The sequence below is a fragment of the Bacillus sp. FSL R5-0712 genome (genome assembly GCF_038593285.1).
In the GTDB taxonomy this organism is placed as follows: Bacteria; Bacillota; Bacilli; order Bacillales; family Bacillaceae; genus Bacillus; species Bacillus safensis.
In genome coordinates, this window is record NZ_CP151981.1 from 2408044 (window position 1) to 2434975 (window position 26932).

General features: G+C 42.4%; 28 protein-coding genes and 1 other annotated feature. Of the genes, 5 read left to right on the forward strand and 23 right to left on the reverse strand.

The window, feature by feature from the left end:
• Window positions 1-12: 12 nt before the first annotated feature.
• Both NSU11_RS12265 and greA read right to left on the reverse strand, forming a co-directional pair.
• Window positions 13-1755, reverse strand: a complete 1743-nt coding sequence (locus NSU11_RS12265) for a penicillin-binding protein 2 (protein WP_171464539.1) — start codon at window positions 1753-1755, stop codon at window positions 13-15.
• Window positions 1756-1805: 50 nt separating this feature from the next.
• Window positions 1806-2279, reverse strand: a complete 474-nt coding sequence (gene greA, locus NSU11_RS12270) for a transcription elongation factor GreA (protein WP_342493596.1) — start codon at window positions 2277-2279, stop codon at window positions 1806-1808.
• Window positions 2280-2901: 622 nt separating this feature from the next.
• Between greA and NSU11_RS12275 the strand changes: the two genes are divergently transcribed.
• Window positions 2902-3258, forward strand: a complete 357-nt coding sequence (locus tag NSU11_RS12275) for an Ig-like domain-containing protein (RefSeq protein WP_056767947.1) — start codon at window positions 2902-2904, stop codon at window positions 3256-3258.
• A 52-nt stretch (window positions 3259-3310) separates the two neighbouring features.
• Here the strand turns inward: NSU11_RS12275 and udk are convergent, their stop codons facing one another.
• The 13 genes from udk to NSU11_RS12340 all read right to left on the reverse strand — a co-directional run bounded on the left by udk (window position 3311) and on the right by NSU11_RS12340 (window position 16562).
• Window positions 3311-3943: a uridine kinase gene (gene udk / locus NSU11_RS12280; protein WP_024423106.1), complete on the reverse strand. Its 633-nt coding sequence runs from the start codon at window positions 3941-3943 to the stop codon at window positions 3311-3313.
• A gap of 7 nt (window positions 3944-3950) precedes the next feature.
• Window positions 3951-5219 (reverse strand): U32 family peptidase, encoded by a 1269-nt coding sequence (locus NSU11_RS12285; protein WP_056767949.1) that lies wholly within the window; start codon window positions 5217-5219, stop codon window positions 3951-3953.
• Window positions 5220-5239: 20 nt separating this feature from the next.
• Window positions 5240-6169, reverse strand: coding sequence for a peptidase U32 family protein (locus NSU11_RS12290; RefSeq protein WP_056767952.1), 930 nt, complete (start codon window positions 6167-6169; stop codon window positions 5240-5242).
• A complete protein-coding gene (locus tag NSU11_RS12295) occupies window positions 6166-6831 on the reverse strand; it encodes an O-methyltransferase (RefSeq protein ID WP_024423109.1) in 666 nt (221 codons plus the stop codon). Before NSU11_RS12295 ends, NSU11_RS12290 begins: the two co-directional genes overlap by 4 nt.
• A gap of 211 nt (window positions 6832-7042) precedes the next feature.
• Window positions 7043-8125, reverse strand: coding sequence for an endolytic transglycosylase MltG (mltG, locus tag NSU11_RS12300; RefSeq protein ID WP_025092416.1), 1083 nt, complete (start codon window positions 8123-8125; stop codon window positions 7043-7045).
• A gap of 73 nt (window positions 8126-8198) precedes the next feature.
• Window positions 8199-9287 carry an acetyl-CoA C-acyltransferase gene (locus tag NSU11_RS12305; RefSeq protein WP_149126436.1) on the reverse strand — a complete coding sequence of 363 codons (1089 nt, stop codon included), beginning with the start codon at window positions 9285-9287 and terminating at the stop codon, window positions 8199-8201.
• Window positions 9275-10738, reverse strand: a complete 1464-nt coding sequence (locus NSU11_RS12310) for an acyl-CoA synthetase (protein WP_149126435.1) — start codon at window positions 10736-10738, stop codon at window positions 9275-9277. Before NSU11_RS12310 ends, NSU11_RS12305 begins: the two co-directional genes overlap by 13 nt.
• Window positions 10735-11301, reverse strand: a complete 567-nt coding sequence (locus tag NSU11_RS12315) for a biotin transporter BioY (protein WP_149126434.1) — start codon at window positions 11299-11301, stop codon at window positions 10735-10737. The genes NSU11_RS12310 and NSU11_RS12315 overlap by 4 nt, the downstream gene beginning before the upstream one ends.
• A 154-nt stretch (window positions 11302-11455) precedes the next feature.
• Complete coding sequence (locus NSU11_RS12320; protein WP_024423112.1) at window positions 11456-11737, reverse strand: DUF1292 domain-containing protein; 282 nt, start codon at window positions 11735-11737, stop codon at window positions 11456-11458.
• Between the two features lie 15 nt (window positions 11738-11752).
• Window positions 11753-12169 (reverse strand): Holliday junction resolvase RuvX, encoded by a 417-nt coding sequence (gene ruvX / locus NSU11_RS12325; RefSeq protein WP_024423113.1) that lies wholly within the window; start codon window positions 12167-12169, stop codon window positions 11753-11755.
• Window positions 12170-12172: 3 nt separating this feature from the next.
• The gene (locus tag NSU11_RS12330; RefSeq protein WP_008358522.1) at window positions 12173-12439 is read right to left on the reverse strand and encodes an IreB family regulatory phosphoprotein; all 267 of its coding nucleotides are present in this window, start codon (window positions 12437-12439) and stop codon (window positions 12173-12175) included.
• 89 nt (window positions 12440-12528) lie between these two features.
• Window positions 12529-15165 carry an alanine--tRNA ligase gene (gene alaS / locus NSU11_RS12335; protein WP_025092421.1) on the reverse strand — a complete coding sequence of 879 codons (2637 nt, stop codon included), beginning with the start codon at window positions 15163-15165 and terminating at the stop codon, window positions 12529-12531.
• Window positions 15166-15245: 80 nt separating this feature from the next.
• Window positions 15246-15453: a binding site (T-box leader), on the reverse strand.
• Between the two features lie 44 nt (window positions 15454-15497).
• Window positions 15498-16562, reverse strand: coding sequence for an AI-2E family transporter (locus NSU11_RS12340; RefSeq protein WP_149126433.1), 1065 nt, complete (start codon window positions 16560-16562; stop codon window positions 15498-15500).
• Between the two features lie 230 nt (window positions 16563-16792).
• On the opposite strand from NSU11_RS12340, the gene NSU11_RS12345 reads away from it, so the two are divergent.
• The 4 genes from NSU11_RS12345 to NSU11_RS12360 all read left to right on the forward strand — a co-directional run bounded on the left by NSU11_RS12345 (window position 16793) and on the right by NSU11_RS12360 (window position 19741).
• Window positions 16793-17521 (forward strand): amino acid ABC transporter ATP-binding protein, encoded by a 729-nt coding sequence (locus NSU11_RS12345; RefSeq protein ID WP_024423116.1) that lies wholly within the window; start codon window positions 16793-16795, stop codon window positions 17519-17521.
• Between the two features lie 13 nt (window positions 17522-17534).
• The gene (locus NSU11_RS12350) at window positions 17535-18344 is read left to right on the forward strand and encodes a transporter substrate-binding domain-containing protein (protein WP_126681537.1); all 810 of its coding nucleotides are present in this window, start codon (window positions 17535-17537) and stop codon (window positions 18342-18344) included.
• A gap of 77 nt (window positions 18345-18421) precedes the next feature.
• Window positions 18422-19075: an amino acid ABC transporter permease gene (locus NSU11_RS12355; protein WP_024423118.1), complete on the forward strand. Its 654-nt coding sequence runs from the start codon at window positions 18422-18424 to the stop codon at window positions 19073-19075.
• A gap of 15 nt (window positions 19076-19090) precedes the next feature.
• The gene (locus NSU11_RS12360; RefSeq protein WP_056767967.1) at window positions 19091-19741 is read left to right on the forward strand and encodes an amino acid ABC transporter permease; all 651 of its coding nucleotides are present in this window, start codon (window positions 19091-19093) and stop codon (window positions 19739-19741) included.
• Between the two features lie 110 nt (window positions 19742-19851).
• Here NSU11_RS12360 and NSU11_RS12365 read toward each other — a convergent pair whose 3' ends face one another.
• The 8 genes from NSU11_RS12365 to NSU11_RS12400 form a co-directional block, all read right to left on the reverse strand.
• Window positions 19852-19983, reverse strand: coding sequence for a YrzQ family protein (locus NSU11_RS12365; protein WP_003216198.1), 132 nt, complete (start codon window positions 19981-19983; stop codon window positions 19852-19854).
• 20 nt (window positions 19984-20003) lie between these two features.
• Window positions 20004-20195: a hypothetical protein gene (locus NSU11_RS12370; protein WP_003216308.1), complete on the reverse strand. Its 192-nt coding sequence runs from the start codon at window positions 20193-20195 to the stop codon at window positions 20004-20006.
• Window positions 20196-20208: 13 nt separating this feature from the next.
• Window positions 20209-20667, reverse strand: a complete 459-nt coding sequence (locus NSU11_RS12375) for a PRC-barrel domain-containing protein (RefSeq protein WP_244948480.1) — start codon at window positions 20665-20667, stop codon at window positions 20209-20211.
• Window positions 20668-20838: 171 nt separating this feature from the next.
• The gene (locus NSU11_RS12380) at window positions 20839-23223 is read right to left on the reverse strand and encodes an ATP-dependent RecD-like DNA helicase (protein WP_024423121.1); all 2385 of its coding nucleotides are present in this window, start codon (window positions 23221-23223) and stop codon (window positions 20839-20841) included.
• Between the two features lie 19 nt (window positions 23224-23242).
• A complete protein-coding gene (locus tag NSU11_RS12385; protein WP_025092425.1) occupies window positions 23243-23896 on the reverse strand; it encodes a tetratricopeptide repeat protein in 654 nt (217 codons plus the stop codon).
• 59 nt (window positions 23897-23955) lie between these two features.
• Window positions 23956-25074, reverse strand: coding sequence for a tRNA 2-thiouridine(34) synthase MnmA (gene mnmA / locus NSU11_RS12390; protein WP_149126430.1), 1119 nt, complete (start codon window positions 25072-25074; stop codon window positions 23956-23958).
• Between the two features lie 94 nt (window positions 25075-25168).
• Window positions 25169-26311: a cysteine desulfurase family protein gene (locus NSU11_RS12395; protein WP_044331688.1), complete on the reverse strand. Its 1143-nt coding sequence runs from the start codon at window positions 26309-26311 to the stop codon at window positions 25169-25171.
• Between the two features lie 18 nt (window positions 26312-26329).
• On the reverse strand, window positions 26330-26749 hold the full coding sequence (locus NSU11_RS12400) for an Rrf2 family transcriptional regulator (protein ID WP_024423125.1): 420 nt from the start codon (window positions 26747-26749) through the stop codon (window positions 26330-26332).
• Between the last annotated feature and the right edge of the window lie 183 nt (window positions 26750-26932).

Here is a 26932-nt window from a genome sequence, read left to right on the forward strand (position 1 = left end):
TGAAGGGATGTTCTATGTCTGTTTCTTTTCAATTTCATTGACCTTTTTTACAATATCATAAAACGCATCATTTGTCTTAGCCCGGCCACTTGTCTCATCAAGGTGAACAACAACAAGGGCGTATTTTGGTTTTTCTACCGGAAAGTATCCAGCAAACCACTTATGATAAAGCGGATTCCCCTTTTTGTCTTGACTGCCGGTTTGGGCAGTACCTGATTTTCCCGCTACATCGTATGGCAAATCTTGAAACCTTCTTCCGGTTCCCTTGTCAGAGGTCACCACCTGCCTTAAGAATTTTTGCAGCTTTTGAGCTGTATAGCGGTCTATGCTGCCCCCTTCAGGCCGTTTGTTTTGAAAGGACAGCATCGTTGTTCCGTTTTGATACAGCACTTTTTCTGCAATTTTCACTTCTTTTCGTTCTCCTCCTCTTGCGATCGCAGCCATCATATTCGCGATTTGCAGAGGCGTCGTTTTGACATTTTTTTGTCCTATTGCGGTTTGTGCAATGGCTTTTTTGACATGCTTGTCTCTTTTATCTCCCCACACACTGCCTGTTTCTTCACGATCAAACTGTTTGAAGTGCTGCTTATGATAGACATCCCCTTCCCAGCCAGCTCGATCTATGAGTCCAAGCTTAGAAGCCGTCTTTTCGATGATTTGATCATCTGTTTGAATGAGCCTTTCAGCAAGTGTCGCAAAGGTATAATTGCAGCTCTGCGAGAAACTATCAGTCAGATTCAGCACTTCTTGTTTTCCTTCAGGCTCTCCATATAAATTCTTTCGACAGTCATACATGGTTTGTGGCTGGTCAAGATTTTTTTCGATTGCTGCGGCAAGTACAGCCGTTTTAAAGACAGAGCCTGGTGCAATCGCTGTCAGCATGTAATTTCTTGCCTCATGCCGGTTTTTACTTGTGACATTTGGGGTACTCGCCATCGCGAGTACACTGCTGCTTTCAATGTCGAGCAGAACGGCACCGCCTTTTTCAACGCCTTGTTCTTTGAGCACCTTCTCCATTTCAGCCTGCATGTCTTCATCTATTGTTGTCTGTACCTGAAGTGGATAAAAGGAATGAGCTTCTGCTGTATATTTGACGTCCATACCGAACAAAGGGTTTCCCCTTCCATCCACATGATATAACAATTTTGTGTCTTGCTCGGGTAATAGAAATTCGTCAAAGGTGCTTTCCAGCCCAAATGTGCCGATTTCAGTACGTATGGAAAGCTCTTTTTTGTCAGGATAACGCTTTCTCAATAGTTCTGGATTTTCGCTTGTGAAGCCTAGTGTGTGGAGGGCAAGTCTTTTTTTGTCCTTCTCTTTCATATATACGCCGTACACACCTGAATATTTCATATCATTGATGTCTTTCAGCTTTTTTTTCGTGATGTCATCTTTTAAAATGAGAGGTTTTTTCGTTTCTGTTAACTGTTTTTTGAGTTCATCCTCTTCCATCTCAAGAATAGAGGCGGTTTGCTGTAAGCGTGGAAGATCATATTGCAGGAAAGGAAATAAGATAACCGCAGGCTGTTCTTTTGTAAGAAGTGCTTGGCCGTTTCGATCTAAAAACTCACCGCGCCCGTCTGAAATAACGACTTCTTCTGTCCGCTGTTTGACACTTTCTTGTATTAAATTGATATCAAGCTTTGAAAACGATTCTGTAAAGAACAGCTGAATTTCTGCCAGTCTCATCAGAAGACCGAGCAATAGTATAAAAATAATCGCACCTGTCCATTGAATTCTTCTTTTTTTGCGCATAAAAACACCTCGTCCCTATTGTGGACGAGGTGTTTACGTGATAAACGTGATTATGAAATTTTTACAATTTTGACGAACATTTCTCCGCCAGGTGTTTGAACGGTTACTTTGTCGTCTACTTGTTTACCTAAAAGGCTTTTTGCAATAGGTGAATCGTTTGAAATCTTGCCTTCGAACGGGTCAGCTTCTGCACTTCCAACAATTGTGTAAGACTCTTCTTCCCCGTCTGGTAATTCAACGAATGTCACCGTTTTACCAAGTGAAACCACATTTGAGTTTCCTTCATCTTCGATAATTTTAGCATTACGAATCATATTATCAAGCGTTGTAATACGGCCTTCTACAAACGCCTGCTCTTCTTTAGCAGAATCATACTCCGAGTTTTCAGAGAGGTCTCCAAAACTTCTAGCGATTTTAATACGCTCTACAACCTCTTTACGTTTAACCGTTTTCAAATATTCAAGCTCTTCTTCTAATTTACGTTTTCCTTCTTCTGTCATTGGAAATACTTTCTCTTGTGCCATGAATCATTCACTCCTTCTATTAATCCTCACCATACAAACTTTCTGCACGTGAGTGACGACTGAAATATACAAGAATGAGGACATGTTCAGGCCCTCATTCCTTCTGTACCATATTCGTAAAAGTCCATCTTACATGGCGTCCCTTTTAGATGCAACTATTATGCCTTTTATTAGACAGGACCACTCGCAGCGGTCTAAAATCGCACAAACTGTGGAAAGGCACAGGAAGCTCCTGTACCTCGTTCGGCCATTTCGATCATATGTAGAAGAATAGCTTATCCATTCTCCATCTTCCAATACTAATATGGTCAGTGTACGATATGTCTATGCTATATTATTACAAAATTGCATTTTGATCAAGAATTGTTTGAAAATTTGTGATGATTTGTTTGTCGTTTTTTTAATATACTTTTTCAACTTCATTCTTTCGCTATGTGGTAGTGATTTCTCCATCTCTTCTTTTCTTCATTGTTTTCTTATCATATCAAACCCTTAAGATTTTTTCCGAGAATGCTGCTTTTATAAATGTTCACATATTATTAACAAATATTGACAAGGTAATATTTGGTTTTTGTTGAATTCTATCAATGCAAGACCAAATACATGCTAGGGAGTGTTTTAAATGAACATGAAGAAAACAATTGTTTCTGTTCTATCCATCTCTACCTTATCTTTTTCACTAATGGGCATGGCTTCGGCCAAAGAAACAGCGGATTTCACAGTCAATAACAATAATATATGCACTTCTGGATTGAAAACATTAGATGTGATTTCAATTCAAAATTACGATTTACCTATGAAAGTTGGTCAGGAGTGCTCAGTCTATAATGCTGCAGCAACACGTTATTGGACAGACAACCAGAGAGTTGCATCTGTTAACTCTTTTGGAATAGTGACCGCTCATTCACGTGGCGATGCCACTATCACTCTTTATAAAGGGACGTCTGTCTTAGGACAAGTTTTTGTGAGAGTTTGGTAAGATGATGCTGAAAAGACCTTTACACTGTAAAGGTCTTTTTCTTCTCCACCATTTACTCTGCTCGGTTTTGAAGAATCGTTTGAATTTTTGTCACCATTAAGTCTATCGCCACATGGTTTTGGCCGCCTTCTGGGATGATGATATCGGCGTATCGTTTCGTCGGTTCAATGAATTGATTATGCATCGGTCTGACAACAGATACATATTGTTCAATCACAGAATCGATCGACCGGCCTCTTTCCTTCGTATCGCGTAAAATGCGGCGGATGATGCGAAGGTCTGCATCTGTATCAACATACAGTTTAATATCCATTAAGTCTCTCAAACGTTCGTCTTCGAGCGCAAAGATACCTTCAACGATAATGACATCCTTCGGCTCAACATGAACCGTCTCTTCTGAACGTGTGTTCAGCTTAAAATCGTATATTGGTTTTTCAATGGATTCGTATCTTAGGAGCTGTTCCAAATGCTCAAACATCAGGTCATTGTCGAATGCAAGCGGATGATCATAGTTCGTGAGCAGGCGCTCTTCAAATGGCATATGACTTTGATTTTTGTAATATAGATCTTGCTGAAGCATGAGGATGGAATGTCCTTTAAATTTTTCATAGATTGAATTGGTGACGCTCGTTTTACCCGAACCCGAGCCGCCAGCAATACCAATGACAACTGGTTTACTCCTCATGTGGCTGTTATTTCCCCTTTCTCATCATGTTGCTAGGGTATACTTTTTGATCAAGCTTGAATTTGACGATTTGCAGCGGATGACGAGCGGCATCTAGTTCATTTCCTTTTTCATCCCAAATCGTCTCAATTTTGCATGTGAAATTCTCAATTTCTGGTCCGAAGAATTCGACTTCGTCGCCTTGCTTAAAGAAGTTACGCTGCTGCAATGTCACGATTTTTTCTTTTTCATCATAATGAAGAACAAGACCTGCGAAATCAAATGTCGTTTTCTTCCCATGGATGCCAAACATTTGTTCATCCGTTCCTGGTATGCCTTCGAAAAAGGCTGGTGCTGTGTCACGGTTTGCGCATTTATCTAATTCATCTAACCATTCCTGCTGAATGACAAAATTGTCTGGGTCAGCACAATACGCATCAATGACTTTGCGATATACACTTACAACAGTGGCAACATAATGAATGGATTTCATCCGTCCTTCGATTTTTAAGCTGTCAATTCCCATTTCGATCATTTGAGGAATGGATTCGACAAGCTTCAAATCTTTTGGACTCATTGCAAATGGCGCATCTTCCTCACCAAATAAAGGCGCTTCCTCAGAACCTTCTAGTTTATAAAGATCATAATCCCAGCGGCAGGACTGGCAGCAGCCTCCGCGGTTAGAATCTCTTGCCGTCATATGGTTACTGAGCACGCAGCGGCCAGAGTATGCGATACACATCGCACCGTGAATAAATGTTTCGATTTCAATATCGACCTTTTCTTTCATTTCTCTAATTTCTAACGCACTAGTTTCACGTGCGAGCACCACACGCTCAAGCCCTTCTTCCTTCCAAAACTGAACAGCTTTCCAATTTGAAAGAGACTGCTGTGTGCTTAAATGGACTTCAAGCTTCGGTGCAACACGTTTACATGTTTCAATGATCAGTGGATCAGCTACGATAATGCCTGCTACTCCAGCGCCTTCGATCCCTTGAAGGTATTCCTCCAGCCCGTCCATGTTTTCATTGTGGGCGAAGATATTTGTTGTCACATAAATGCGTGCGCCATATTTGTTTGCAAATGCGACACCTTCTGCCATTTCTTCAATTGAAAAGTTATCTGCATTTGAGCGAAGTCCAAATTCTTTCCCGCCAATAAAAACAGCGTCAGCTCCGTAATGTACAGCAATTTTCAGTTTTTCCAAGTTTCCTGCGGGTGCAAGCAGTTCTGGTTTTTTTGTAATGACACGTTTCCCATCAATCATTTCAGAAATACCATCTTTCAATAATGCCATTTCCTCTGCCTCCTCTTATCTTAATAAACCGTTTCTTTAAAGAAGAACCCTGTATCAATCGAACGATTCACTGGCTGAATCTCTTCAATCCGCTTCACCCAGTCCTCTTTCTGATCTTCATACGCGTCTTTGTCAGTCGTTAGTAAATCAATTGCTTTTCTATAAAGTGATGTCACCTCTGTCATATAAGAAAGTGACTTTAAAATTCCGTCAATTTTAAATGAGTCAATGCCTGCGTCAACAAACTCTTCTAATTCGTCAATCATACACACATCATTTGGACTCATAATATGTGTTCCGTTTGCATCCTCGAAAATAGGATATTTGTTTTGACGCTCTTGGTCATGCAGGAATAGCCCTTCCTCCATATTTCTGCCTTCGACGTCCATTTGTTTGCCCTGGTATTCAAAGTAGTTGCCGATGAGCGTACGTTTCGATTGAAACATACATGTCATGCCATGGACTTGAATTTCAATCTCCACCTCAGCATTTTCTTTGATGTCGATCACACTGTCCATATTCAGCTCTTTTGCAAGAACAGCACGCGATGCGCCTTTTCTGCCCCAGTAGTTACAAGTGTAATAGTTTGTCCCAGTCGTTTCTGTACTCCAGTGAAGATTCAGGTTCACTCCTGTTTCCTTTGCGGCCATGATCACGGCTGGGTCTCCAAAGACGACGCCGTCCACGCTTAATGAATCGAGAAAGGTTAAATAATCTCCAAGCAGCTGAACGCGGTCATTATGAAAAATCGCATTCATCGCTACATACACTTTTTTGTGATGGGCATGTGCAAGCAGAGCCGTTTGTTTCACATCTTCTCTTGAAAACTCACCTGCAAGACGAATACCGTATGTTTGTTCGCCTATTAAGAATGCATCAGCTCCTGCCTCAATTAATGGCAGTACGTCTGACACGCTGCTTGGCGTCACAAGCAATTCTGGTTTCTTCATGATTGGTCACCTCTTTTTGTACTAATGGCGATCCCGTCTCCAACTGGAATAATGCACGTTTGGAAATCAGGGTTTGACATGAGCCATTGATTGTATCGATCAATTTTTCCAATTAATTGTTTTTTTCGTTTATCTTCAATTTCTTCTTCATAATTCGTTGCCACTAAGCCTTTGAATAAGACATTGTCTGTGATAATCATTCCGTCGTGAGCGAGCATCGGTTCAAACAATTCAAAGAAACGCTTGTACTGCCCTTTTGCGGCATCAATAAAGATCACATCATAGGGCGCCATCGTTTGGACCGTTTTAGCCGATTCCATCGCATCACCAAAAAACACGTGTATTCTTTCTTTTAACTTTAATTCCTCAATGTTCCGTGTTGCTTCTTCATAGCGCTTTGCATTTCGCTCAATCGTATAAATCTCAGCGTCTGGAAGAGCTGTTGCCATTCGAATAGCGGAATAGCCAATCGCTGTCCCAACCTCCAGAATTTTCTTCGGCTGTTTCATCGAAAGCAGCTGCAATAAAAGCTCGATGCTCACCTTTTCCATAATTGGCACATGATGCTCTTTTGCATAGATCTCTAATTGAGCGATTGCATCAGGACTTGGGTGAATTAAATGTTCAATATAATCATTTATTCGATCATCTTCGATAGTCATTATTTGTCTAGCTCCTTCATGACCTGAAAAAGAAGAGTCCTGCCTATTGCAGCTCTCTTTCTCGTCAATCTTTCGTTCATCTAAGTAAAAACAACCCGATATATTTTACCACAAAGAAGGGGCAATTGCGAACCTATAAAATGGAGATTCCAACGAAAAAAACTGCAGGCAATCTCGTATTGTCTACAGTCTTTTTCGATTCACTTGTCCATTAATTGCTGCCTGTGATGTATTTCGCTTTTGCTTTATTATGCTCATTTAACGTTTTCGTAAATACGACTTCTCCATTTTTCTTCGCAAGGAAGTAAACGTAATCCGTTTTCTCTGGATGCAGTGCGGCTTTCCAAGAGGATTCACCCGCATTTGCAATAGGTCCAGGCGGCAGCCCTTTGTTGTTATACGTGTTATAAGGAGATTTCACTTTTAGGTCTTTGTAATACACACGGGATTTATGCTCACCAAGTGCATAAAGAACGGTTGGATCAGTTTGAAGCGGCATGTCTTTTTTCAACCGGTTATAGAATACACTTGAGATTTTTGCCCGATCTGTCTTTTCTGTTGCTTCCATTTCAATCAGTGAAGCCATCGTTAACACATCATGTATGGACATGTTTCTCTTTTTCATGTCTTTTTCATACGTTTTCACGTATTGATCTGTTTGTTTAATCATCGTTTCAATGATCGTTTCGAGCGATTCATCCTCACGATAAAATGGATACGTAGCAGGGAATAAATAACCCTCCAACGGATGTTTCACCTGTTTTCCATTCACTTGTGATGTCACGGTTTTCGGATATTTTTTCATTAACGTTTGAATAAAAGCAGGGTCATCCAGCTTCGCTTCAACTTCCTTCGCTGAAAAATTCGTCTGATTTGCAATAATGGCTGCAATATCAGACAGCTGTCTTCCCTCTGGAATCACAAGCTGAAAGGCGTAATCTGTCCCGCCAGATGTCAGCTTTTTGATCAGTGTGTCTGCGTCCATTGTTTGTTTTAAATGGAAATATCCCGCTTTAAAGCCGGACGCCTTTTTGTATTTTGCATAATAAGTGAAAATCGTGTCATTCGAAATGAGCCCATTTTCTTTTAAAATGCCTGCAATTTCGCGGACAGATGTCCCATTTGGAATATGAATATTAATGGTTTGTTTGCTTTTTTGATCGACCGGTCCGAGTGCTGATTTAACATATAAAAAGCCTGATAATGCTGCAATGATGATGACAGCAAGGACAGATAACAGGACGATCCCCATTTTTCTTTTGAAGAATGGTCGTTTCTTTTGTTCTGAAAACATGCATGGCCCTCCTCACATCTAGCTTTTATAGTACATGATTCGACGGAGTTCGGCAATTCCTTGCTTATGCATGTCATGACAGAACTTGACATAACACGGCTAAACCAATGCCGCCACCACTTCCAATAGCAGCCATGACATAGCTTCCATTCGGTAAGGCGCGCCCTTCATACAATAATCTCACCATCATAGCAGCTCCTGACGCGCTGTAAGGATGCCCAAGGCAAAGTGCACCGCCTCTTCTATTGATTCGATCATATGGTATCCCCAGCGTCCGGGCAATAAGTGCAGCTTTCAGCGCAAACGCTTCATTGATTTCAAATAGCGCCACTTCCTCTGCCTTGATGTTCTCTTGATGTAAAAGCTTCTTGATCGCATCAATTGGTGAAGCAGCTGGAAAATGAGGATGTATCGCTGTCACAGCACTTCCGGCATACCGTAGCATCACCTTATATCCACTTGCTTCCGCTAGCGATCTTTCCATCACAGCGACGGCGGCTGCTCCGTCTGCTTCCTTACAGCTATTGGCGGCGGTCACAGTTCCTTTTCCCGGTAAAAATACAGGCTTTGCCCGCTTGATCAGCTTTGCCATCGGTCTTATTTTAGCAGCCGCTTCATCTATGTTCATCCCGTCAATCGAAACGATTTCTTCTGAATATGTACCATGTGTGAATGCCGCTAAACTTCTTTCCCAGCTTAAAAGGGCATAGTCATCTTGTTCTTTTCTCGTGACAGAAAATGCCGACGCGGTCAGCTCTGCTGCTTCTCCCATATGCGGATCTCCTATCCGCTCCGGTGAAAAGCGTGCTCTCTCTTTCATTGGTGAGCTGGAAATGCTCTCAGTCCCGCCAGCGATATACATCGTGCCCTCCCCCGATTGAACCATGACGCAAGCTGTTCGGATCGCTTCAAGACCAGAGGCACACTGCCTGTCAATTGTCATACCAGGAACGTGTAAAGGAAGACCTGCTTCTAATGAGGACAGACGGGCCATATTTCCACCGCCTCCGACGACATTGCCTAATATGACGTCATCCGGTGTCAATATCTGAGACAAATGCTGAATAAGGGGAGCGGCTAATTGCTCTGGGCGATAATTTTTCAGCATCCCATTTTTGTCACCGAAGGGTGTTCGTTTTGCTTCTACGATCACTGCTTGCATGACAATTGCTCCTCCGCCCACTTTTTCATGCTCGCGCGGGCTATTTTTCCGCCGGATGTTTCAATCATTTGATCAATCACAAGCCATTTTTTTGGTACCTTGTAGGCCGCCAGCTTTTCTTTAACAGCTTGTCGAACCGCCTTTATTTGCGGCTCTTGCTCCAGTATGGCAACAGGGATTTCACCCCAATATGGGTCAGGAACGCCAACCACAATCGACCGTTTTACCTCTGGCTGTTCATTTAGCACACGCTCAATTTCCTCTGGGAAAATATTCAGTCCTCCATAGACAATCATGCCATTCTCACGACCGCTCATATACAGATAACCGTCTTCATCCAGCCATCCCATATCGTAAACTGTCAGCCACTCCTCCGGCGGTTTCTGCTCATGCAAGTAACCTGAAAACGTCATTGGGCTCTTTACATAAATTCTCCCTGTTTCATTTGGCTGGCAGACAGATTGATCGGGCCGCCTTACTTCTACTTGAATGGAGGAGAAAGGCCGTCCAACAGAAGAAGGTTTTTGCATAAAGTCATTTGAAGACAAATAAGAGACAAAACTTAACTCTGATGTGCCATAAAAATCAAAAAAAGTGACATGTGGATAGTTGGTGACGAGCTGTTCTTTTGAAGAGATGCTCCAATCTGCTCCCGATGACATGACAAGAAGCGGATTGTCTTCTCTAAAAGCTTCGATTTGCAGTAACGTTTCTGTCATTGTTGGGACAGTATACATCACAGTGATATCACCTGTCTCTAAGGCTTTCTTCGCTTTTACTGGCACAAATTTTTCTAAAAGCGTCACTGTGCCGCCAAAGTATAATGTACTGATGGCCCCATATAAAAAGTGAGAGGATAAGAGTGTACCTAATATAAGAGCATGATCTTGATGAGTGATTCCAAATGAAGCGGTGGTCATTCGAAAGCTCTCGATCCAAGACTGCTGACGCCTAATAAACGCTTTCGGTGAGCCTGTTGATCCTGACGTAAATCCCATATAAAAGACAGGATCCTTCTCGGTTTCGCAGCTGTTATCTGGACTGTCTGTGAGAAGGCTCATTCTTTCCTTCCATTCAGATAAAGAAAGAAACGGTATGTCTACGCTGCTTTGTTCAAATCTTTTCATCAATCGATCCTCTATAATGGCAAGATCCGCCTCACTTAACAAGAGCTTTTCAACACATTCTTCATGACTCCATCTCGGATCAAGCGGAACGGCTGTCCATCCTGCACAAGCAGCGCCCGCAAATATTTGCAAAAAAGAAGCACCATTTGATAATAAAAAAGCGATTCTTTTTTGCTGATGAGCCGTTCCTTGTAACCACTGCGCTGATCTCTGTACACGTTCGTACCAATCTTGATATGTAATGCTTTCTTGCTCATCTATGATGGCAATCTGATCTGGTTTCATTTCTGCATGTACTGCATAGCTTTCCGTTATTCTGTTCAAACTGCACGCCTCCCTTTATGCAGATCCCTTTTTCGATATGACATGGCCTGTATGATTTTGACCGTAAAGACAGCACACATTCCCGCTTTGATGAGATCACCTGGAAGATAAATCAAACTAAGGAAAGCGGCCTGCGACACCTTAATATGCATCATCATGGCTTGAAAGGGGATGCCGCACATATACAAAATCACAATACTGCAAACCACATAGATCACAAAAAGACGCAGTGCGGTTACTTTTTTCAGCCGGTTCACCCATAAGCTGATCATGAAGGCAGCAACAGGATAAGCAAGAAGAAAACCACCGCTTGGACCAAAGAAAACCCCTATCCCGCCTCTCCCGCCTGACAAAAGAGGTGCGCCTGCTGCCACAACCAAAAGAAAAAGACATAAACTGATCAGTGCTTGTTTTGGCTTTAACAGCCCCCCAGCAAGCAAAAGACCTGCGGTTTGCAATGTAATCGGTACAGGTGTAAATGTAAGTAAAATCGGCGGGATCAAGCCTAACATCCCGATGACCGCTGTCATTAACGCTATTTGCATCATATCTTGTATTTTCAATCTCCATGCCCCTCACTCAATTTATTGTTAAAAACAGAGTAAAAGGTACAATTCATTATGTCAACATAAAATAAAATTAAGTTAACATAGTGATCGTAAAAAAAGACCTGTGAAGAAAGATCAAGAAGATCTGTTCACAGGCCTTTTATTTGTTCTATTCTTCGTCTTCTTGATCTAAGAACGTATTTAACGTTTCTTCAATCATGTCCCATTCTTCATCCGTTTCAATCGGCTCTAGCTCGCCATCTTCACCGTCTTCGTTCGGTGTAAAGCTTGATGCATGAATTTCAATTTCCTCATTGTCTTGTTCAGAAATTGGGTAGTAAAGGACATAAGATTTGTTAAAATGGTCGCTTTCAAAAGTAAATAGTACTTCGCAAAGCTGTTCATTTCCATTATCATCAACGATTGTAATTTGCTTTTCTCCGTGTTCCATTTGATTCACCTCATTTTAATTTAAGCTGTCTAAATATCCTTGCAGGATCATGACAGCCGCCATTTTATCAATGACTTTTTTACGCTTTTGTCTGCTCACATCTGCAGAGATGAGCATTTTTTCCGCTGCCATTGTTGACAGACGCTCGTCCCAAAGCACAACAGGAACATTGTACGTGTTTTCTAGCACTTTCGCAAATGATTGGCTGGCTTCGCCTCTAGGACCGACCGTACCGTTCATATTTTTTGGAAAGCCAAGTACAATTTTATCCGCTCCGTATTCCGCTATGATCTCAGACAGGCGGCTGAGACCAAAGTCTCCGCCTGCTTCATCAATTTTAATTGTTTCAATCCCTTGCGCTGTCCATCCCATTTCATCACTGATCGCAACACCAAGGGTTTTCGTGCCTAAATCTAAGCCCAAAATTCTCATGTTTTACGCCTCTTTATGTGTCTCTAAGTACGATTTAACCAATTCCTCAATTAATTCGTCTCGTTCTAGTTTACGAATTAGGTTGCGTGCATCCTGATGTCTTGGAATATAAGCAGGGTCGCCTGACAGCAAGTATCCGACAATTTGATTGATCGGGTTGTATCCTTTTTCTTGGAGTGCGTCATGAACTGTAATGAGCACTTCATTCACATTGGTTTCAGCTGAATCATCAGAGAAGTTAAACTTCATTGTCTTATCAAATGAACTCACTGCTTCTTGCACCTCTCTTCCAACATTCTACTAGCAAGCTTTTTTCTAACCGCTCATCTAATACCATTATTCTACACTACATTGCCTGATTATAAAACGGATTTGACAGATTCTTCGACAGTTGCCAGTGCTTCTTCAAGCTTTTCTGGTTGTTTTCCGCCTGCTTGTGCCATGTCTGGACGTCCGCCTCCGCCTCCGCCGCAGATTTCAGCTGCTTGCTTCACAAGCTTCCCTGCATGCAGACCTTTTTCGATCACGTCTTTTGTTACTCCTGCTGAAATGTTTACTTTTCCGTTTTGAACGGCTCCAAGGACGATGACAGCTGATCCTAATTTAGCTTTTAAGTCATCAACCATTGTTCTTAAATGGTTCATGTCTTTAGCATTTACTTTTTCAGTTAATACTTTCACTCCGCCAACTTCTGTCACTTTCTCTAAAATAGAGCCAGCTTCTGCTTGGCTTAATTTCGCAAGGAGAGATTCGTTTTCTCTTTGAGCCTCTTTTAAATCTGCCTGTAATGAAGCAATCCGTTTTGGTACATCCTTCGTATTTGACTTCAGCTCACTTGCTGCCTGTTCTAAAATCGCCAGCTGGTCATTTAATTCTTCATAAGCGCCTTTACCAGTCACAGCTTCAATACGGCGTGTTCCAGCACCAATACCCGACTCAGATGCAATTTTAAACAAACCGATTTCCGCAGTGTTTTGCACGTGACAGCCGCCGCATAGCTCGATGCTGTAATCGCCCACTTGGACAACACGGACAATATCGCCATACTTCTCGCCAAAGAGCGCCATTGCACCCATTTCTTTTGCTTCAGCAATTGGTTTCAGGTCAATGGCAACAGAGATGCCTTCCCAAATTTTTTCGTTGACGATTTTTTCAATTTGAGACAATTCTTCTTTCGTCACTTGTCCAAAGTGAGAGAAATCAAAGCGAAGTCTGTTTTCATTTACCAATGAACCTGCTTGGTTTACGTGGCTTCCTAATACATCTTTGAGCGCCTGATGCAGAAGGTGTGTCGCTGTATGGTTTTTGACAATCCCTTTTCGAAGAGCTGATTCCACTTCAGCAGTGACCTCGAGACCTTTTTGAGCCGTACCGCTTACAACGACTCCTTCATGGACATGCTGACCGTTTGGCGCTTTTTTCACATCTTTGATCTCAATGATGGCTTCTGCACTTTTTAGTGTTCCTTTATCCGCTACTTGTCCGCCGCTTTCCGCATAGAAAGGTGTTTCATCTAACAAGATTTGCACCGTGTCTCCTTCATGTGCTTCCGAGACAATTTCACCATTTTGAAGCAATTCGATAATGCGAGTATCCGCAGTTAAATTTTCGTAGCCAACAAAGGTACTTTCCACTTTAATATCGCCTAATGCGCCGCCTTGAACCTGCATACTGCCGACATCTTGTCTCGCATTTCTTGCCCGTTCACGCTGCTTCTCCATTTCCGCTTGGAAGCCTTCTCGATCAACTGTCATGTTTTCATCTTCTGCGTATTCTTCTGTCAGCTCGACAGGGAATCCATACGTGTCATACAGCTTAAATACATCTTCACCTGAAATCTGTGAGCTGCCTTTGTCTCTTTCTTTTTTGATCACTTCTGACAAAATAGCTAACCCTTCGTTCAGTGTTTCGTGGAAACGTTCTTCTTCGTTTTTGATGACTTTCGCAATAAATTCTTCTTTTGCTTGTACATCTGGGTAGAAATCCTTCATGATCTCAGCAACAACTGGCACTAGATCATACATAAACGGACGGTGGATATGGATCGTTTTTGCATAACGCACAGCGCGGCGCAGCAAACGTCTTAATACATATCCGCGGCCTTCATTGGAAGGAAGCGCACCGTCACTTACAGCAAAGGCAACTGTCCGGATATGGTCAGCAATGACTTTAAATGCTGTATCTTTTTCCTTCGCCAAACCATAGCTTTCTCCAGAAATGGTTTCGACTGCACGAATAATCGGCATGAAAAGGTCTGTATCGAAGTTCGTTGGCACATTTTGAATGACAGATACCATTCGTTCAAGGCCCATCCCTGTATCAATGTTTTTCTTCGGCAGTGGAGTGTATGATCCATCTGGATTATGGTTGAATTCAGAGAACACGAGATTCCATACTTCTAGATAACGCTCGTTTTCTCCGCCTGGATATAATTCTGGATCGTTCATGTCGTCACCGTATGATTCACCGCGGTCATAGAAAATTTCTGTATTCGGTCCGCTTGGGCCCTCGCCAATATCCCAGAAGTTGCCTTCAAGACGGATAATACGTTCTTCAGGCACACCAATTTTATCTCTCCAAAGGATATATGCTTCTTCGTCCTCTGGGTGGACTGTCACAGATAACAAATTCGGATCAAAGCCAATCCACTCTTCACTTGTGAGGAATTCCCACGCCCATTCAATGGCCTCTTCTTTAAAATAATCACCAATAGAGAAGTTGCCAAGCATTTCAAAGAACGTGTGATGACGTGCTGTCTTCCCTACATTTTCAATATCATTCGTACGAATCGATTTTTGCGCGTTGCAAATACGCGGATTGTCAGGTACGACGCGGCCATCAAAGTATTTTTTTAATGTTGCCACCCCACTGTTGATCCATAAAAGTGTCGGATCGTCATGCGGTACAAGTGACGCACTCGGTTCTACAGCATGTCCTTTTTCTTTAAAAAAGTCTAAAAACATTTGACGTACTTGAGCTGAAGTTAAAGTTTTCATTCAAAAGTCCTCCCTTATCATTCATCAATCTCCACACAAACGAAAAAACATCCCGCCCTATGCAAGCACAAAACGACTTACACAGGGACGAGATGTTCTCGCGGTACCACCCTGATTATAGACAAATTCGTCTATCACCTTCACATCCGATAACGCCGGAAGAGAGCGGCAGTGTTTATCTGCACTCGGGACTAGCTTCCGTTAAAGGTCTGATAAGGCTTTTCTCAGCAAATAAAGCCTCTCTCTGCAACAGCTTTTTAACGTACTCGGGTCCGTCATTGAATTTCAATATGTATGAATCGAAATTATTATAGACAACTCGGCTCGTCTTGTCAATGAACGCTTCGTCTCATCAGGATATATTGCACAATGATCACCCTGATAATCGCAGCTGCTGGTACAGCTAAAATCATCCCAATTAAGCCAAACAGCTCCCCTCCTGCAAGCAAGACAAGCATAATGACGACAGGATGCATATGAAGACTTCGCCCTACAATGATAGGGCTGAGGACATTGCTCTCTAAAAATTGCAGCACCGCTACTGTGATCAATACGATGATGACCGATTTCACTGAGATGGTAAACGCAATAAAGATGGCAGGCACTGCGCCAATTATCGGTCCAAAATACGGAATCACGTTCGTTGCTCCTATCAGCATGCCAAGAACGAGCGGATACGGGATATGAAAAAGCCAAAGCACAATGGCTGCTGCACCCCCGATTAAAGAACAGACAAGCAGCTGCCCTCGAATATAATCACCAAGCGATTCATCCACTGCTTTCACAAAGGCATGCCCCCTTTTCCTAAATGACGGCGGCGTTAAATACCATGCCGCCCGTTTCATCGTATTCATGTCTTTTACCATATAAAAAACAAGAAAAGGAATAAGTGCTGCAACTAATGCGTAATCAAATAAAACTTTACAGCTAAGAATCATCCGCTCAGCGCTATTGGCTGCATATGTCTCCGATTGAACAATGAAGCGGTCCAAACGGTCATGAAGTCCGTCAGGCCAGTGGCTCGTATGATGATGAATATGTGATAATGCGCCATTATACGTTTCAGCGATGACAGGAATTTGTTCTGACAGCTCATTTAACTGTGCGATCATAATAGGCGCTCCTTTATATACCGCAAAACCAATCCCGCCAAAAAACAGGACATAGATGAGTAAGAGACTGACTGTTCTCGGCAGCCCTCGTGCATGCAGTCTTTCCACAATCGGATAAAGCAGATAAGAAATAAAAATAGCGATGAGAAGCGGAATGAGAACCGCCTTCAGCAATAAAAAAACAGGCATCCATAACTCGTCGAGCTGCAGAAAAATGAGCAAGGATGCAAGGACAAGCAGGACCCCTGCAGCATATATTAGAAATTGGATCGGACGTTTCTTCACCTTTTTCACCTCTTTTCTTATTGTTTAACCATCTTCTGCAATTATCCACGTAAATAAAATTTGTCCTAACTTTGTTAAAAATGAATACACATGAAACATACAGCTCCATCCAAAGTCACTGTTAGCTGTAAAATCTCGTCAGAAAATATTCCATCATTTACTTCTTTTTACACAAGTTGTGCTAGAATCCACTTTAGCTTTAGCCAATGAAACACAAGAGGAGGTTCTTCATGATCACATTCGAAGAAGTCAACAAGCATTATGGCCAGTTCCATGTACTTAAGGACATTAACCTACATATTCAAAAAGGGGAGGTTGTTGTGATCATCGGTCCTTCAGGGTCTGGTAAAAGCACGATGCTCAGGTGTATCAATCGTCTTGAAAGCATTGATGCGGGAAAAGTTCTCGTCAACCAAGTGTCTGTTCAGCATCCGAAGACCAACATCAATCTTGTCAGGCAAAATATCGGAATGGTCTTTCAGCATTTTCACCTCTATCCGCATAAGACGGTGCTTGAAAACATTATGCTTGCGCCGATGAAGGTCAAAAAAGTGAGCAAAGAAGAAGCAAAGGAAACAGCTGAATTTTATTTAAATAAAGTCGGCATTCCTGAAAAGGCAGATACCTACCCTTCACGACTCTCGGGCGGACAGCAGCAGCGCGTTGCCATTGCAAGAGGGCTTGCGATGAAGCCAGAGGTGATGCTTTTCGACGAACCGACATCTGCACTTGATCCAGAGATGATCGGCGAGGTATTAGATGTGATGAAGCAGCTGGCTCGTGAAGGCATGACCATGGTTGTCGTCACACATGAGATGGGCTTTGCCCGCGAAGTGGCTGACCGTATTGTCTTTATTGATGAAGGCAGAATTCTTGAAGAATCAACACCGGCTGCATTTTATGAAAAACCGCAAGAGAAACGTGCTCAATTATTTTTAAGCCGTATATTAAATCACTAGGGGGAATGGTTTGATGAAAAAAATGAAACGCTTTGGCCTGCTGCTCTTTATGACTTGCTGCATCGCCGCTTTGGCTGCTTGTGGATCTACTGAAAAAGGGTCAACTGATGCAAAACAAGGAAGTTCTTTAGAAACCATTAAGAAAGACAAAAAAATCATTTTCGGTGTAAAAAATGACACACGTTTATTCGGTCTAAAAAATCCGAGCAGCGGTGATATTGAAGGATTTGATATTGACATTGCAAAAGCCATCACAAAGGAAATACTCGGCGATGAAGGAAAAGCAGAATTTAAGGAAGTGACATCTAAAACAAGAATTCCTTTGCTTCAAAAAGGGGATATACATGCAATTGTTGCGACCATGACAATCACAGAAGAGCGTAAAAAAGAAGTCAATTTCTCAGATGTTTACTTTGAAGCAGGACAATCACTGCTTGTGAAAAAAGGAAGCGACATTCAATCCATTGATGATCTTAAAAAAGGAACGAAGGTGCTGGCCGTGAAAGGATCTACTTCTTCTCAAAATATCCGCGAGAAAGCACCTGAAGCATCCGTATTAGAATTTGAGAACTATCAGGAGGCTTTTACAGCATTAAAATCAAACCAAGGGCAAGTGCTGACAACTGATAATGCGATCTTATTTGGTATGGCAGATGAAGATTCAAATTATGAAGTGGTCGGCGGCACCTTTACAGATGAGCCTTATGGCATTGCTGTGAAAAAAGGAGATCAAGAATTAACAGATGCGATCAATAAAGCCTTAAAAACGTTAAAAGACAATGGAGAGTATGACAAGATTCTTAAAAAATGGATCAAAGAATAGCATTTGATTCGTCAAGATCAATGCCTCAGGTGAGCCGCTCAAAGGCTCCCCTGTTGATCAGGAAGGAAGTGAACTGATTGCTGCGGTTTTCCATTCTCACTGAAAATGTTCATCTTTATTTAGAAGGCTTTAAATATACCATTGGTGCAAGTGTCATTGCTCTGATTGGAAGCTTTTTGATCGGTACACTCATTGCCATTATGAGAATTGCGCCATTTAGGCCGCTCAACTGGTTCGGAACGGCTTATGTTGAATTTATTCGGAATATTCCGTTATTATTGATCACCTTTGTTTTCTTCTTTGGTTTACCGGTGCTGGGTATTGTAGCAGATGGCTTTACTGCCGGTACGATTGCTCTTGCCATTTATACGTCTGCCTTTATTGCTGAAGCCATTCGTGCAGGGATACAAGCTGTACCGCTTGGACAAATGGAAGCAGCCCGCGCCTCAGGTCTGTCATATGGCGGGACGATGCGGTATATCATTTTGCCGCAGGCGATTAAAATCGTCATTCCCCCTCTTGGAAATCAATTTATTAACCTTGTCAAAAACTCCTCGATTTTAGGTGTCATTGCAGGGTTTGATCTCATGTATCAAGGAGACCTCATTGCGTCTAGAACATTTGTGACGTTTGATGTCTACATCTTTGTTGCGATGTTCTATCTGCTATTAACCATTCCGCTCAGTCTAGGCGTCGGTTATTTAGAAAGAAGATTAGCAAGAAGCCACTAGAAAGGAGGAAACATCATGGATTTTATAGGTGCCTACCAGCCTGATCATCTCGCCTTTTTATTTGAAGGATTTGCTGTCACCTTAAAAGTGGCTTTTATCTCCATCATTTTGAGCTTTATCATTGGATTAGTCGTTGGCACATTACGGTTCGCTCAAATACCACTTTTATCGAAGGTACTTGCGGTAGTTGTAGAGACCATTCGAAACCTGCCGCTTTTGCTGATCATCTTTTTCACGTATTTTGCATTGCCTGAAATCGGCATCAAGCTAAGCATCACAGCCTCTGCCATTGCAGCTTTAACCGTGTTTGAATCCGCGATGCTGTCAGAAATTATTCGGAGCGGCCTTAAATCAATTGATAAGGGCCAGATTGAAGCAGCCAGATCTTCTGGTTTAACCTATATTCAAACACTGAAAATGATTATTATGCCGCAGGCTCTGCGCCGAATGGTGCCGCCAATTGTCAGTCAGTTCATATCTCTTTTGAAAGATACGTCGCTTGCCGTTGTCATTGCGCTTCCAGAATTATTACATCACGCTCAAATATTAAACGGTCAAAGTCAATCCTATTTACTGCCGATTTTCTTATTGGCAGCTATGATGTATTTTGTCGTCAATTTCAGCTTATCCATTCTTGCAAGACGATTAGAATACAGGCAGGCATAAAAAGGACATCCGCTCTTGGCGGATACCTCAGCGTATAGACCGGCTGGCTATCACGCTGAAAAAAATAAAAAACAAAGGGCTAAAATGTAGATCATTTTAGCCCTTTTTGTTTACATCATTCTCATAACACGTTTTCTTAGCTTTTTCATATCCCGCTTTGATGGCATATCATATCGGCTTGCAAAGTGATATGCGAGTGCACCTGCACCAAGCGTTAATAGTGAAGAAGTCATTTTGCCCATTCGAAATTCCCCCTTAACACTTATAGTTGAATTGAACGTTCATCGTCACTAAACAGATCATCTAAGCTGCTTAGTGTCCCGTCTTCCTCCACTTGGTGTGTAGATATTTTGCCTTTTGACAGCGTCAATTCAATAAAACAGCCCCAGCAATAATATTGATTGACCCCAATTTTTCCGATGTCTTTACATTTGCAATTTGGGCAAATGAGCATAATCAGCACCTCTTTACGTTCGGTTTAGAACCAGTGCTTCCTTTTGAACGTTCATCAAGGTTCCGGCAGCCTGCAGCTGTTTCCGAATCCCTGATAGCTCTGTAAAGAAGCCGTCCGAGAGTTCATATGCTACGATTGTGCCCGAATTTGAGCAAAAGTATACATCTTCCAAAATGCCTAAATTTTCACCATCAGGCGACTGCATCATTTTCTTCTTTAATTTCGAAAATAACAAGAATGGAGCAGAGGAATCCATGCCCACTCCCTCCTGGCGGCTGACACACAAACCTTTGTCTGTCAGCTGATCAAAAGCAGAAAATGGAACGAGTGCACAGTCTTTCTTTTTCCCCTCTAACACATATCCTCCGCAGCTGCCTCCGGCTAAAAAGCAAATATCTTTTATGGAACCAAGCGATTGGGACAGCTCATCTGTATAGATCGTCATTCCTTCAAGTTCTCGACATGTTCTCAAAATGTGCTCAACCACCTTTTGCGGAACAGTCTTATCGTGTGCGTTTGCTTCATGACTCATACGAAGAAATGGCTTCCATGAACGGAATGGGTGAAGTTCTTTTCAAGCTGAAAAGAAGACAAAGGGCTAAAATAAAAATCATTTTAGCCCTTTGTCAACAATCTGAACCTTTTACTCATGCATAAAATCAAATGGAGTGATTCCCTCCATGCCAATATTTGCGTCATGTACGCTAAACGGAAGCTCTTTTTGGAGCGCTTCAAGTTCTGCATCCATGATTTGTTCGGTTTGCACTAGCCGCATCGTTAAGGACGTTTGTCTGAGGGAATCCTCATTGTTTTTCACGCCCCACTCCAGCGCTGATTCCTCGCCGCACAGTATTAAAAACTTTTTACTGCGTGTAATGGCTGTGTACAGTAGATTCCGCCGAAGCATTCGGTAGTAGCTCCTCACGACTGGCAGCACAACAATCGGGAATTCACTTCCTTGTGATTTGTGAATGGAGCAGCAATAAGCATGTGTAAATTGATGAAAATCTTTTTTTGTAAAGGTGATTTCATTTCCATCAAAGGAGATCACAGCCATGTCTTCTTTTTCTGTATTTTCTTTTGCATAAAAAATCGAGACAATTTCACCGATATCGCCGTTAAAAATGTTGTTCTCCGGCTGATTCACAAGCTGAAGCACCTTATCACCTGTCCGGTACACCACATCACCAAACGGGATTTCCCTGCCCTTTGGTTTTTTAGGATTCAAAATGTGCTGCAGCATTTTGTTGAGCTCATTGATGCCTGCTTTTCCTTTATACATCGGTGCCAGCACTTGAATATCCTTTGCCGAAAACCCTTTTTGAGCAGCATTGCTGACAACTTTCTCAATGACTTCTTTCATTTGATCAGCTGAACACTGAATGAAGGACCGATCCTTTGAGCGTGCAGTGATATCCTTTGGCAGCACACCATTTTTCATATCATGTGCAAGTTCAACAATGGTTGAGCCGTCTGCCTGCCGGTAAATATCTGTCAGGGTAACAGCCGGCACGGCTTTTGAGGCAAGCAAATCCCGTAAAACTTGGCCTGGTCCGACAGATGGCAGCTGATGTTCATCCCCTACCATAATCACTTGGATATGATCAGGAATCGCTTTAAACAAATGATTCGCCAGCCAAATATCCAGCATACTTGATTCATCAATAATGACAAGCTTGCCTTCAATCGGCTGTTCCTCATCATGAGAGAAGCCCTCCGAACCATTCCAGCCTAGCAGCCGGTGAATGGTGACAGCTGGAAGCCCTGTTGATTCTGTCATCCGTTTAGCCGCCCGTCCAGTTGGTGCCGCAAGCACAAATGGGAAGGATTCATCTTTTTTATAATCACTCGGATCAAGAGAAACACCGTGAAGATCACTGTAAAGCTCGACAATTCCTTTAATGACCGTCGTCTTCCCTGTTCCAGGCCCGCCTGTTAAAAGCAGCATCGGGGACATGAGTGCCTTTTGAATCGCTTCCTTTTGTGTCGGTGCATATTGGACGCCTAACCGCTCCTCCAGCTCGCCAAGTGCCAGCAGGAATTCTGATTCAGGAAATTGATCTGCATATTCTGTTTGGGAGACGATTTTTTGAATGCGTTTGGCGACACTTTGCTCCGCATAAAATAAGGATGGATGATAGCAGCGGTCATCTTCAATGATCATTTCTTTTCCTTCGCCAAGTGCAATGATCTGATTGGCAACATCCATTTCAGTCACTTTGTAATCATTGCCGGTTTGGTTGAGCAGCTTGCGGGTTTCGACGATCAAATCTTTCGTTTGTATGTACGTATGACCGTCTTGTAGACTGGCTGTCTCCACTGTATATAGCAAGGCGGCGCGAATCCGTTCTGGGTCATTTCCTGAGATGCCTGTTCTAGCGCCAAGCTCATCCGCCTTAATAAACCCGATTCCCTCAACATCCTTAACGAGCTGATAGGGATTTTCCTCGATTTTCTGCAGTGTTTCACTCTCGTATACTTGGTAAATCTTCATGCTGAGCTGCGGACCAAAGCCATACTGATTCAGGCTGATCATGATTTGTTCCAGCCCTTGATGCTCCTGAAGCGCTGCGGCAAGCTTATCCGCCTTCTTTTTTGATAAGCGCGGTACATCATACAAAACAGCTGGGTCACGCATAATCTTATGAAGCGTCTGATTGCCAAGCTGTCCCACAATTTCTTCCGCCGTCTTTTTTCCTATCCCCTCAAATAAATCACTTGAGAGATAATGTATGATGCCTTGCTTCGTTGTCGGCACTTCCTTTTGAAAATGAGTGGCCTGAAACTGTTCACCAAATTTCGGATGGCTTGTCACTTTGCCATAGAAAGTGTAGGTTTCCTCCTCATGAAGTGCTGGGAAGTAGCCTGTGACAGATGCTGTTTTTTCCTCTAAGTTTTCCGATGTTTCAATGACTTTTACCTTTAACACCGAGTATAAATTACTTTCATTATGGAAAATAACGGCTTGAATGGTCCCCTTTAAAAACGGTTCGTCCTCAAGCTTCATTTGATCTGGATGTTCCTGCACAGGTCTTCCCTCCTTCCATCTATTCTGCCTCTTGAATCAGCTTTTGCGCATGTAGTGCCAGCATATGGTCAGGCTGCACGTCAATGGCTTTACCCAGCATTTCAAGTGCTTCGTCTTTTTTCTCTAAGTACGCATACGCAACCCCTAAATTATAAAAAGCATCTGCATGCTGCGGATCACGCGTGATGACTTCAGTAAAAGTTGTCACCGCTTCTTCCAGCATGTGTTCATTGGCTAAACACATGCCAAATTGGAATCTTGCTTCATTATCCTCTTCGTTTAGTTCAACGGCACGCTGAAGATATGGCATCGCAAGCTTTGGCTGCTCTAATTTGATGAGCGTCTGCCCGAGCATATAAAACAAATCACTATTTTCCATGCCGGCTTTTAGTGCTTGTTCAAAATAGTCTTTCGCTTTCATAAAGTCTTCTTTTAATGTATATACATTTCCTGCTCCATAATAGGCTGCAGCTGCGGTATGATCAAGTTCAATTGCTTTTTGAAAAAAGTTTAAAGCACGTTCAAATTCATTGATACTTGAAAGTAAGTTCGCAAAGTTAATATATGGAACCGGATCCTTCGGGCTTTCTTCGATCGCTTTTGTAAAAGCTTCAGCTGCTTTTTCGATATTCCCTTGATTCAAGGCTTCTATGCCGATTTCGTTATGATTCATTCGCTCTCTCATCCTTTCATTAAAAAACCTCAACAGCGACGTTGAGGTTTTGAAACATGCTACACATACGACAGCTTTTGACCATCTTTCAAGACATCGTCAATTGTACCGCCGCCAAGACATTCGTCGCCATCATAAAAAACAACCGCTTGTCCCGGGGTAACAGCACGAACAGGTTCATCAAAGATAACCAACGCTTCTTGCTCACCTGTCATTTTGACCTTCACATGGTGATCTTCTTGACGGTATCTGAATTTTGCTGTGCAGGTTAATTCACCGTTTTCTCCGACAATATGAGGACGAGTCCAGCTGATATTAACGGCTGAAATGCTTTCAGAGTATAAAAGTGGATTGTGGAAGCCTTGTTCAACAAACAAGATGTTTTTCTCCAAGTCTTTTCCAACGACAAACCAAGGATCACCGCTGCCGCCAATGCCAAGTCCTTGGCGCTGACCGATCGTGTAATACATCAGTCCATCGTGCTCCCCTTTTACTTCTCCGTCCATTGTCTGCATCACACCAGGCTGTGCAGGCAAATATTGACTAAGGAACGTTTTAAAGTTTCTTTCTCCGATAAAGCAGATACCAGTTGAATCTTTTTTCGCTGCTGTTGCGAGCTCTGCTTCTTTAGCTAATTCACGAACCCTTTTTTTCTCTAAATCACCAATTGGGAACATGACTTTATCAAGTTGTTCCTGAGTCAGCTGATTTAAGAAATACGTTTGGTCTTTGTTTGCATCAAGACCTCGCAGCATTTTGACTTCATCGCCTGTTCTGTCAACACGGGCATAGTGTCCTGTTGCCAAGTAATCCGCACCAAGTGAAAGTGCATGCTCAAGGAATGCCTTGAACTTAATTTCTTTGTTACACATGACATCTGGGTTTGGCGTTCTGCCCGCTTTATATTCATCAAGAAAATATTGAAACACTTTGTCCCAATATTGCTTCTCGAAATTCACTGCATAATAAGGGATTCCAATTTGGTTACATACGCGGATGACATCCTCATAGTCTTCCGTTGCTGTGCAAACACCATTTTCATCAGTGTCATCCCAGTTTTTCATAAATATGCCGATGACATCATAGCCTTGCTCCTTTAACATAAGAGCGGCAACTGATGAATCGACTCCTCCGGACATACCGACCACAACTCTTGTATCTTCTGGTCTTTTTGTCATCTTCATCAACTCCAATTTCAATGAAACAACATGCGCGTTTCGTTCTTCAGGTGCTTCGCTGTTTCATTTTTCACACACGAACAAAAGGAAGCATTTATTTGGCTAGGCGTTTGACAACAGCCGCTATCTTACGTGCCGCCTGCTTCACATGATCCTCTTCATTCCCAAGACCGAAGCTTATTCTGACTGAGGACGTCAGCTCTTTTGCTTCTTCGCCATACATGGCGCTTAACACGTGCGAAGGAAGGACAGATCCAGCCGTACATGCCGATCCGCTTGAAACAGCAATTCCTTCCATATCTAAATTCACAAGCAGCGATTCAATGGAGACGCCCGGGAAATGAACATTTAAAATGTGCGGCAATGTCTCTTTCGGATGTCCATTGATAGAGAAATTGAGAGATTCCTCTTCGAATACTTGCAGCATGGTTTCTTTGAGCTTACCATAATGCATCGCTTTTTCTCTTCTATTTTGCTTCGTTAATTGAACAGCTTCTGCAAGCCCAACAATTCCTGCCACATTTTCAGTGCCAGCACGGCGCTTTCTTTCTTGTTCGCCTCCGAATATTTGCGGAGAAAGCTTCACGCCTTCGTTTACATATAAAAAACCTGTTCCCATCGGACCATTCAGCTTATGGCCAGAAGCAGATAAAAGATCAATATGGAGATCTGCTGCATCAATGGGCACTGTGCCAAACGCCTGTACTGCGTCTGTATGAAAATGAGCCGTGTGATCACGCAGAAGTTCGCCAATGGCTTTGATTGGCTGAATCACACCTGTTTCATTATTGCCGTACATGACGGTCACAAGAATCGTATCTTCTCTCAATGCTTGTTTTAATTGATCAAGATGAATCAATCCTGTTTCGTCCACATCTAAATATGTCACTTCAAATCCTAGTTTTTCTAGGCGTTCACATGTATGCAGCACCGCATGATGCTCTGTTTTCACTGTGATGATATGTTTTCCTTCATGCTGTCTTGCCATGGCAACACCTGTAATTGCTAGGTTGTCCGCCTCGGTTCCACCGCTTGTGAGGATGATCTCCTGCGGTTTACAGTGTAATTCTCCTGCAATGACTTCTCTTGCTTCATCGAGCCACTTTCTTGCCTCGCGCCCATATGAATGAATACTAGAGGGATTGCCAAATATCTCTGTAAAGTACGGCATCATCTTGTCCACAATACGCTGATCCATCGGCGTTGTGGCCGCATGATCTAAATAGATTCGTTCCATTTCCGGTACACCTCTGATCTAAATATAGAACATATACGAGTCTTGATCCCCGTCATCTGTGTAGCTTGCCAAGTCTTCAAGAGTTGTATTGTCTAGTACGTCTTTTACTGCATCACGAATACGAATCCATAGTTCACGCTTTGCTGGTTCTTCGTTTTCGATGACTTCAACAGGACTAATGGGTCCTTCTAATACACGAATAATATCACCTGCTGTGATCTCGTTTGGTTCATGTGCAAGAACATAGCCGCCATACGCTCCGCGGATACTTTTTACAAGACGGGCATTGCGGAGTGGTGATACAAGCTGCTCTAAATAATGCTCAGACAAATCATTGTTTTGAGCGATTGATTTTAATGATGTAGGGCCTTCGCCATGTTTTTTGGCTAATTCGATCATGATCGTCAGACCGTATCTGCCTTTAGTTGATATTTTCAAGTTAAACACCTCTGCGTTTTCTATTCTATGTCATCAATTATTTTTCTGATTTCATATACGCTGATATATAGACCAAAAGCAATTATATCATACTTTCAGCCAACTTTCATTTACGGGTTCTGAGCATGATAGAAGGACGAATCCCTTTTCTATTTGAAGAAATTTCGGTACTCTATACAAACA

Excerpts from the sequence above, each read along its gene's own strand:
- NSU11_RS12265 (WP_171464539.1), bottom strand. The coding sequence starts at position 1,755 with ATGCGCAAAAAAAGAAGAATTCAATGGACAGGTGCGATTATTTTTATA.
- greA (WP_342493596.1), bottom strand. The coding sequence starts at position 2,279 with ATGGCACAAGAGAAAGTATTTCCAATGACAGAAGAAGGAAAACGTAAA.
- NSU11_RS12275 (WP_056767947.1), top strand. The coding sequence starts at position 2,902 with ATGAACATGAAGAAAACAATTGTTTCTGTTCTATCCATCTCTACCTTA.
- udk (WP_024423106.1), bottom strand. The coding sequence starts at position 3,943 with ATGAGGAGTAAACCAGTTGTCATTGGTATTGCTGGCGGCTCGGGTTCG.
- NSU11_RS12285 (WP_056767949.1), bottom strand. The coding sequence starts at position 5,219 with ATGGCATTATTGAAAGATGGTATTTCTGAAATGATTGATGGGAAACGT.
- NSU11_RS12290 (WP_056767952.1), bottom strand. The coding sequence starts at position 6,169 with ATGAAGAAACCAGAATTGCTTGTGACGCCAAGCAGCGTGTCAGACGTA.
- NSU11_RS12295 (WP_024423109.1), bottom strand. The coding sequence starts at position 6,831 with ATGACTATCGAAGATGATCGAATAAATGATTATATTGAACATTTAATT.
- mltG (WP_025092416.1), bottom strand. The coding sequence starts at position 8,125 with ATGTTTTCAGAACAAAAGAAACGACCATTCTTCAAAAGAAAAATGGGG.
- NSU11_RS12305 (WP_149126436.1), bottom strand. The coding sequence starts at position 9,287 with ATGCAAGCAGTGATCGTAGAAGCAAAACGAACACCCTTCGGTGACAAA.
- NSU11_RS12320 (WP_024423112.1), bottom strand. The coding sequence starts at position 11,737 with ATGGAACACGGAGAAAAGCAAATTACAATCGTTGATGATAATGGAAAT.
- ruvX (WP_024423113.1), bottom strand. The coding sequence starts at position 12,169 with ATGAGAATTTTGGGCTTAGATTTAGGCACGAAAACCCTTGGTGTTGCG.
- alaS (WP_025092421.1), bottom strand. The coding sequence starts at position 15,165 with ATGAAAACTTTAACTTCAGCTCAAGTACGTCAAATGTTTTTAGACTTT.
- NSU11_RS12345 (WP_024423116.1), top strand. The coding sequence starts at position 16,793 with ATGATCACATTCGAAGAAGTCAACAAGCATTATGGCCAGTTCCATGTA.
- NSU11_RS12350 (WP_126681537.1), top strand. The coding sequence starts at position 17,535 with ATGAAAAAAATGAAACGCTTTGGCCTGCTGCTCTTTATGACTTGCTGC.
- NSU11_RS12360 (WP_056767967.1), top strand. The coding sequence starts at position 19,091 with ATGGATTTTATAGGTGCCTACCAGCCTGATCATCTCGCCTTTTTATTT.
- NSU11_RS12365 (WP_003216198.1), bottom strand. The coding sequence starts at position 19,983 with ATGGGCAAAATGACTTCTTCACTATTAACGCTTGGTGCAGGTGCACTC.
- NSU11_RS12370 (WP_003216308.1), bottom strand. The coding sequence starts at position 20,195 with ATGCTCATTTGCCCAAATTGCAAATGTAAAGACATCGGAAAAATTGGG.
- NSU11_RS12385 (WP_025092425.1), bottom strand. The coding sequence starts at position 23,896 with ATGAATCATAACGAAATCGGCATAGAAGCCTTGAATCAAGGGAATATC.
- mnmA (WP_149126430.1), bottom strand. The coding sequence starts at position 25,074 with ATGACAAAAAGACCAGAAGATACAAGAGTTGTGGTCGGTATGTCCGGA.
- NSU11_RS12395 (WP_044331688.1), bottom strand. The coding sequence starts at position 26,311 with ATGGAACGAATCTATTTAGATCATGCGGCCACAACGCCGATGGATCAG.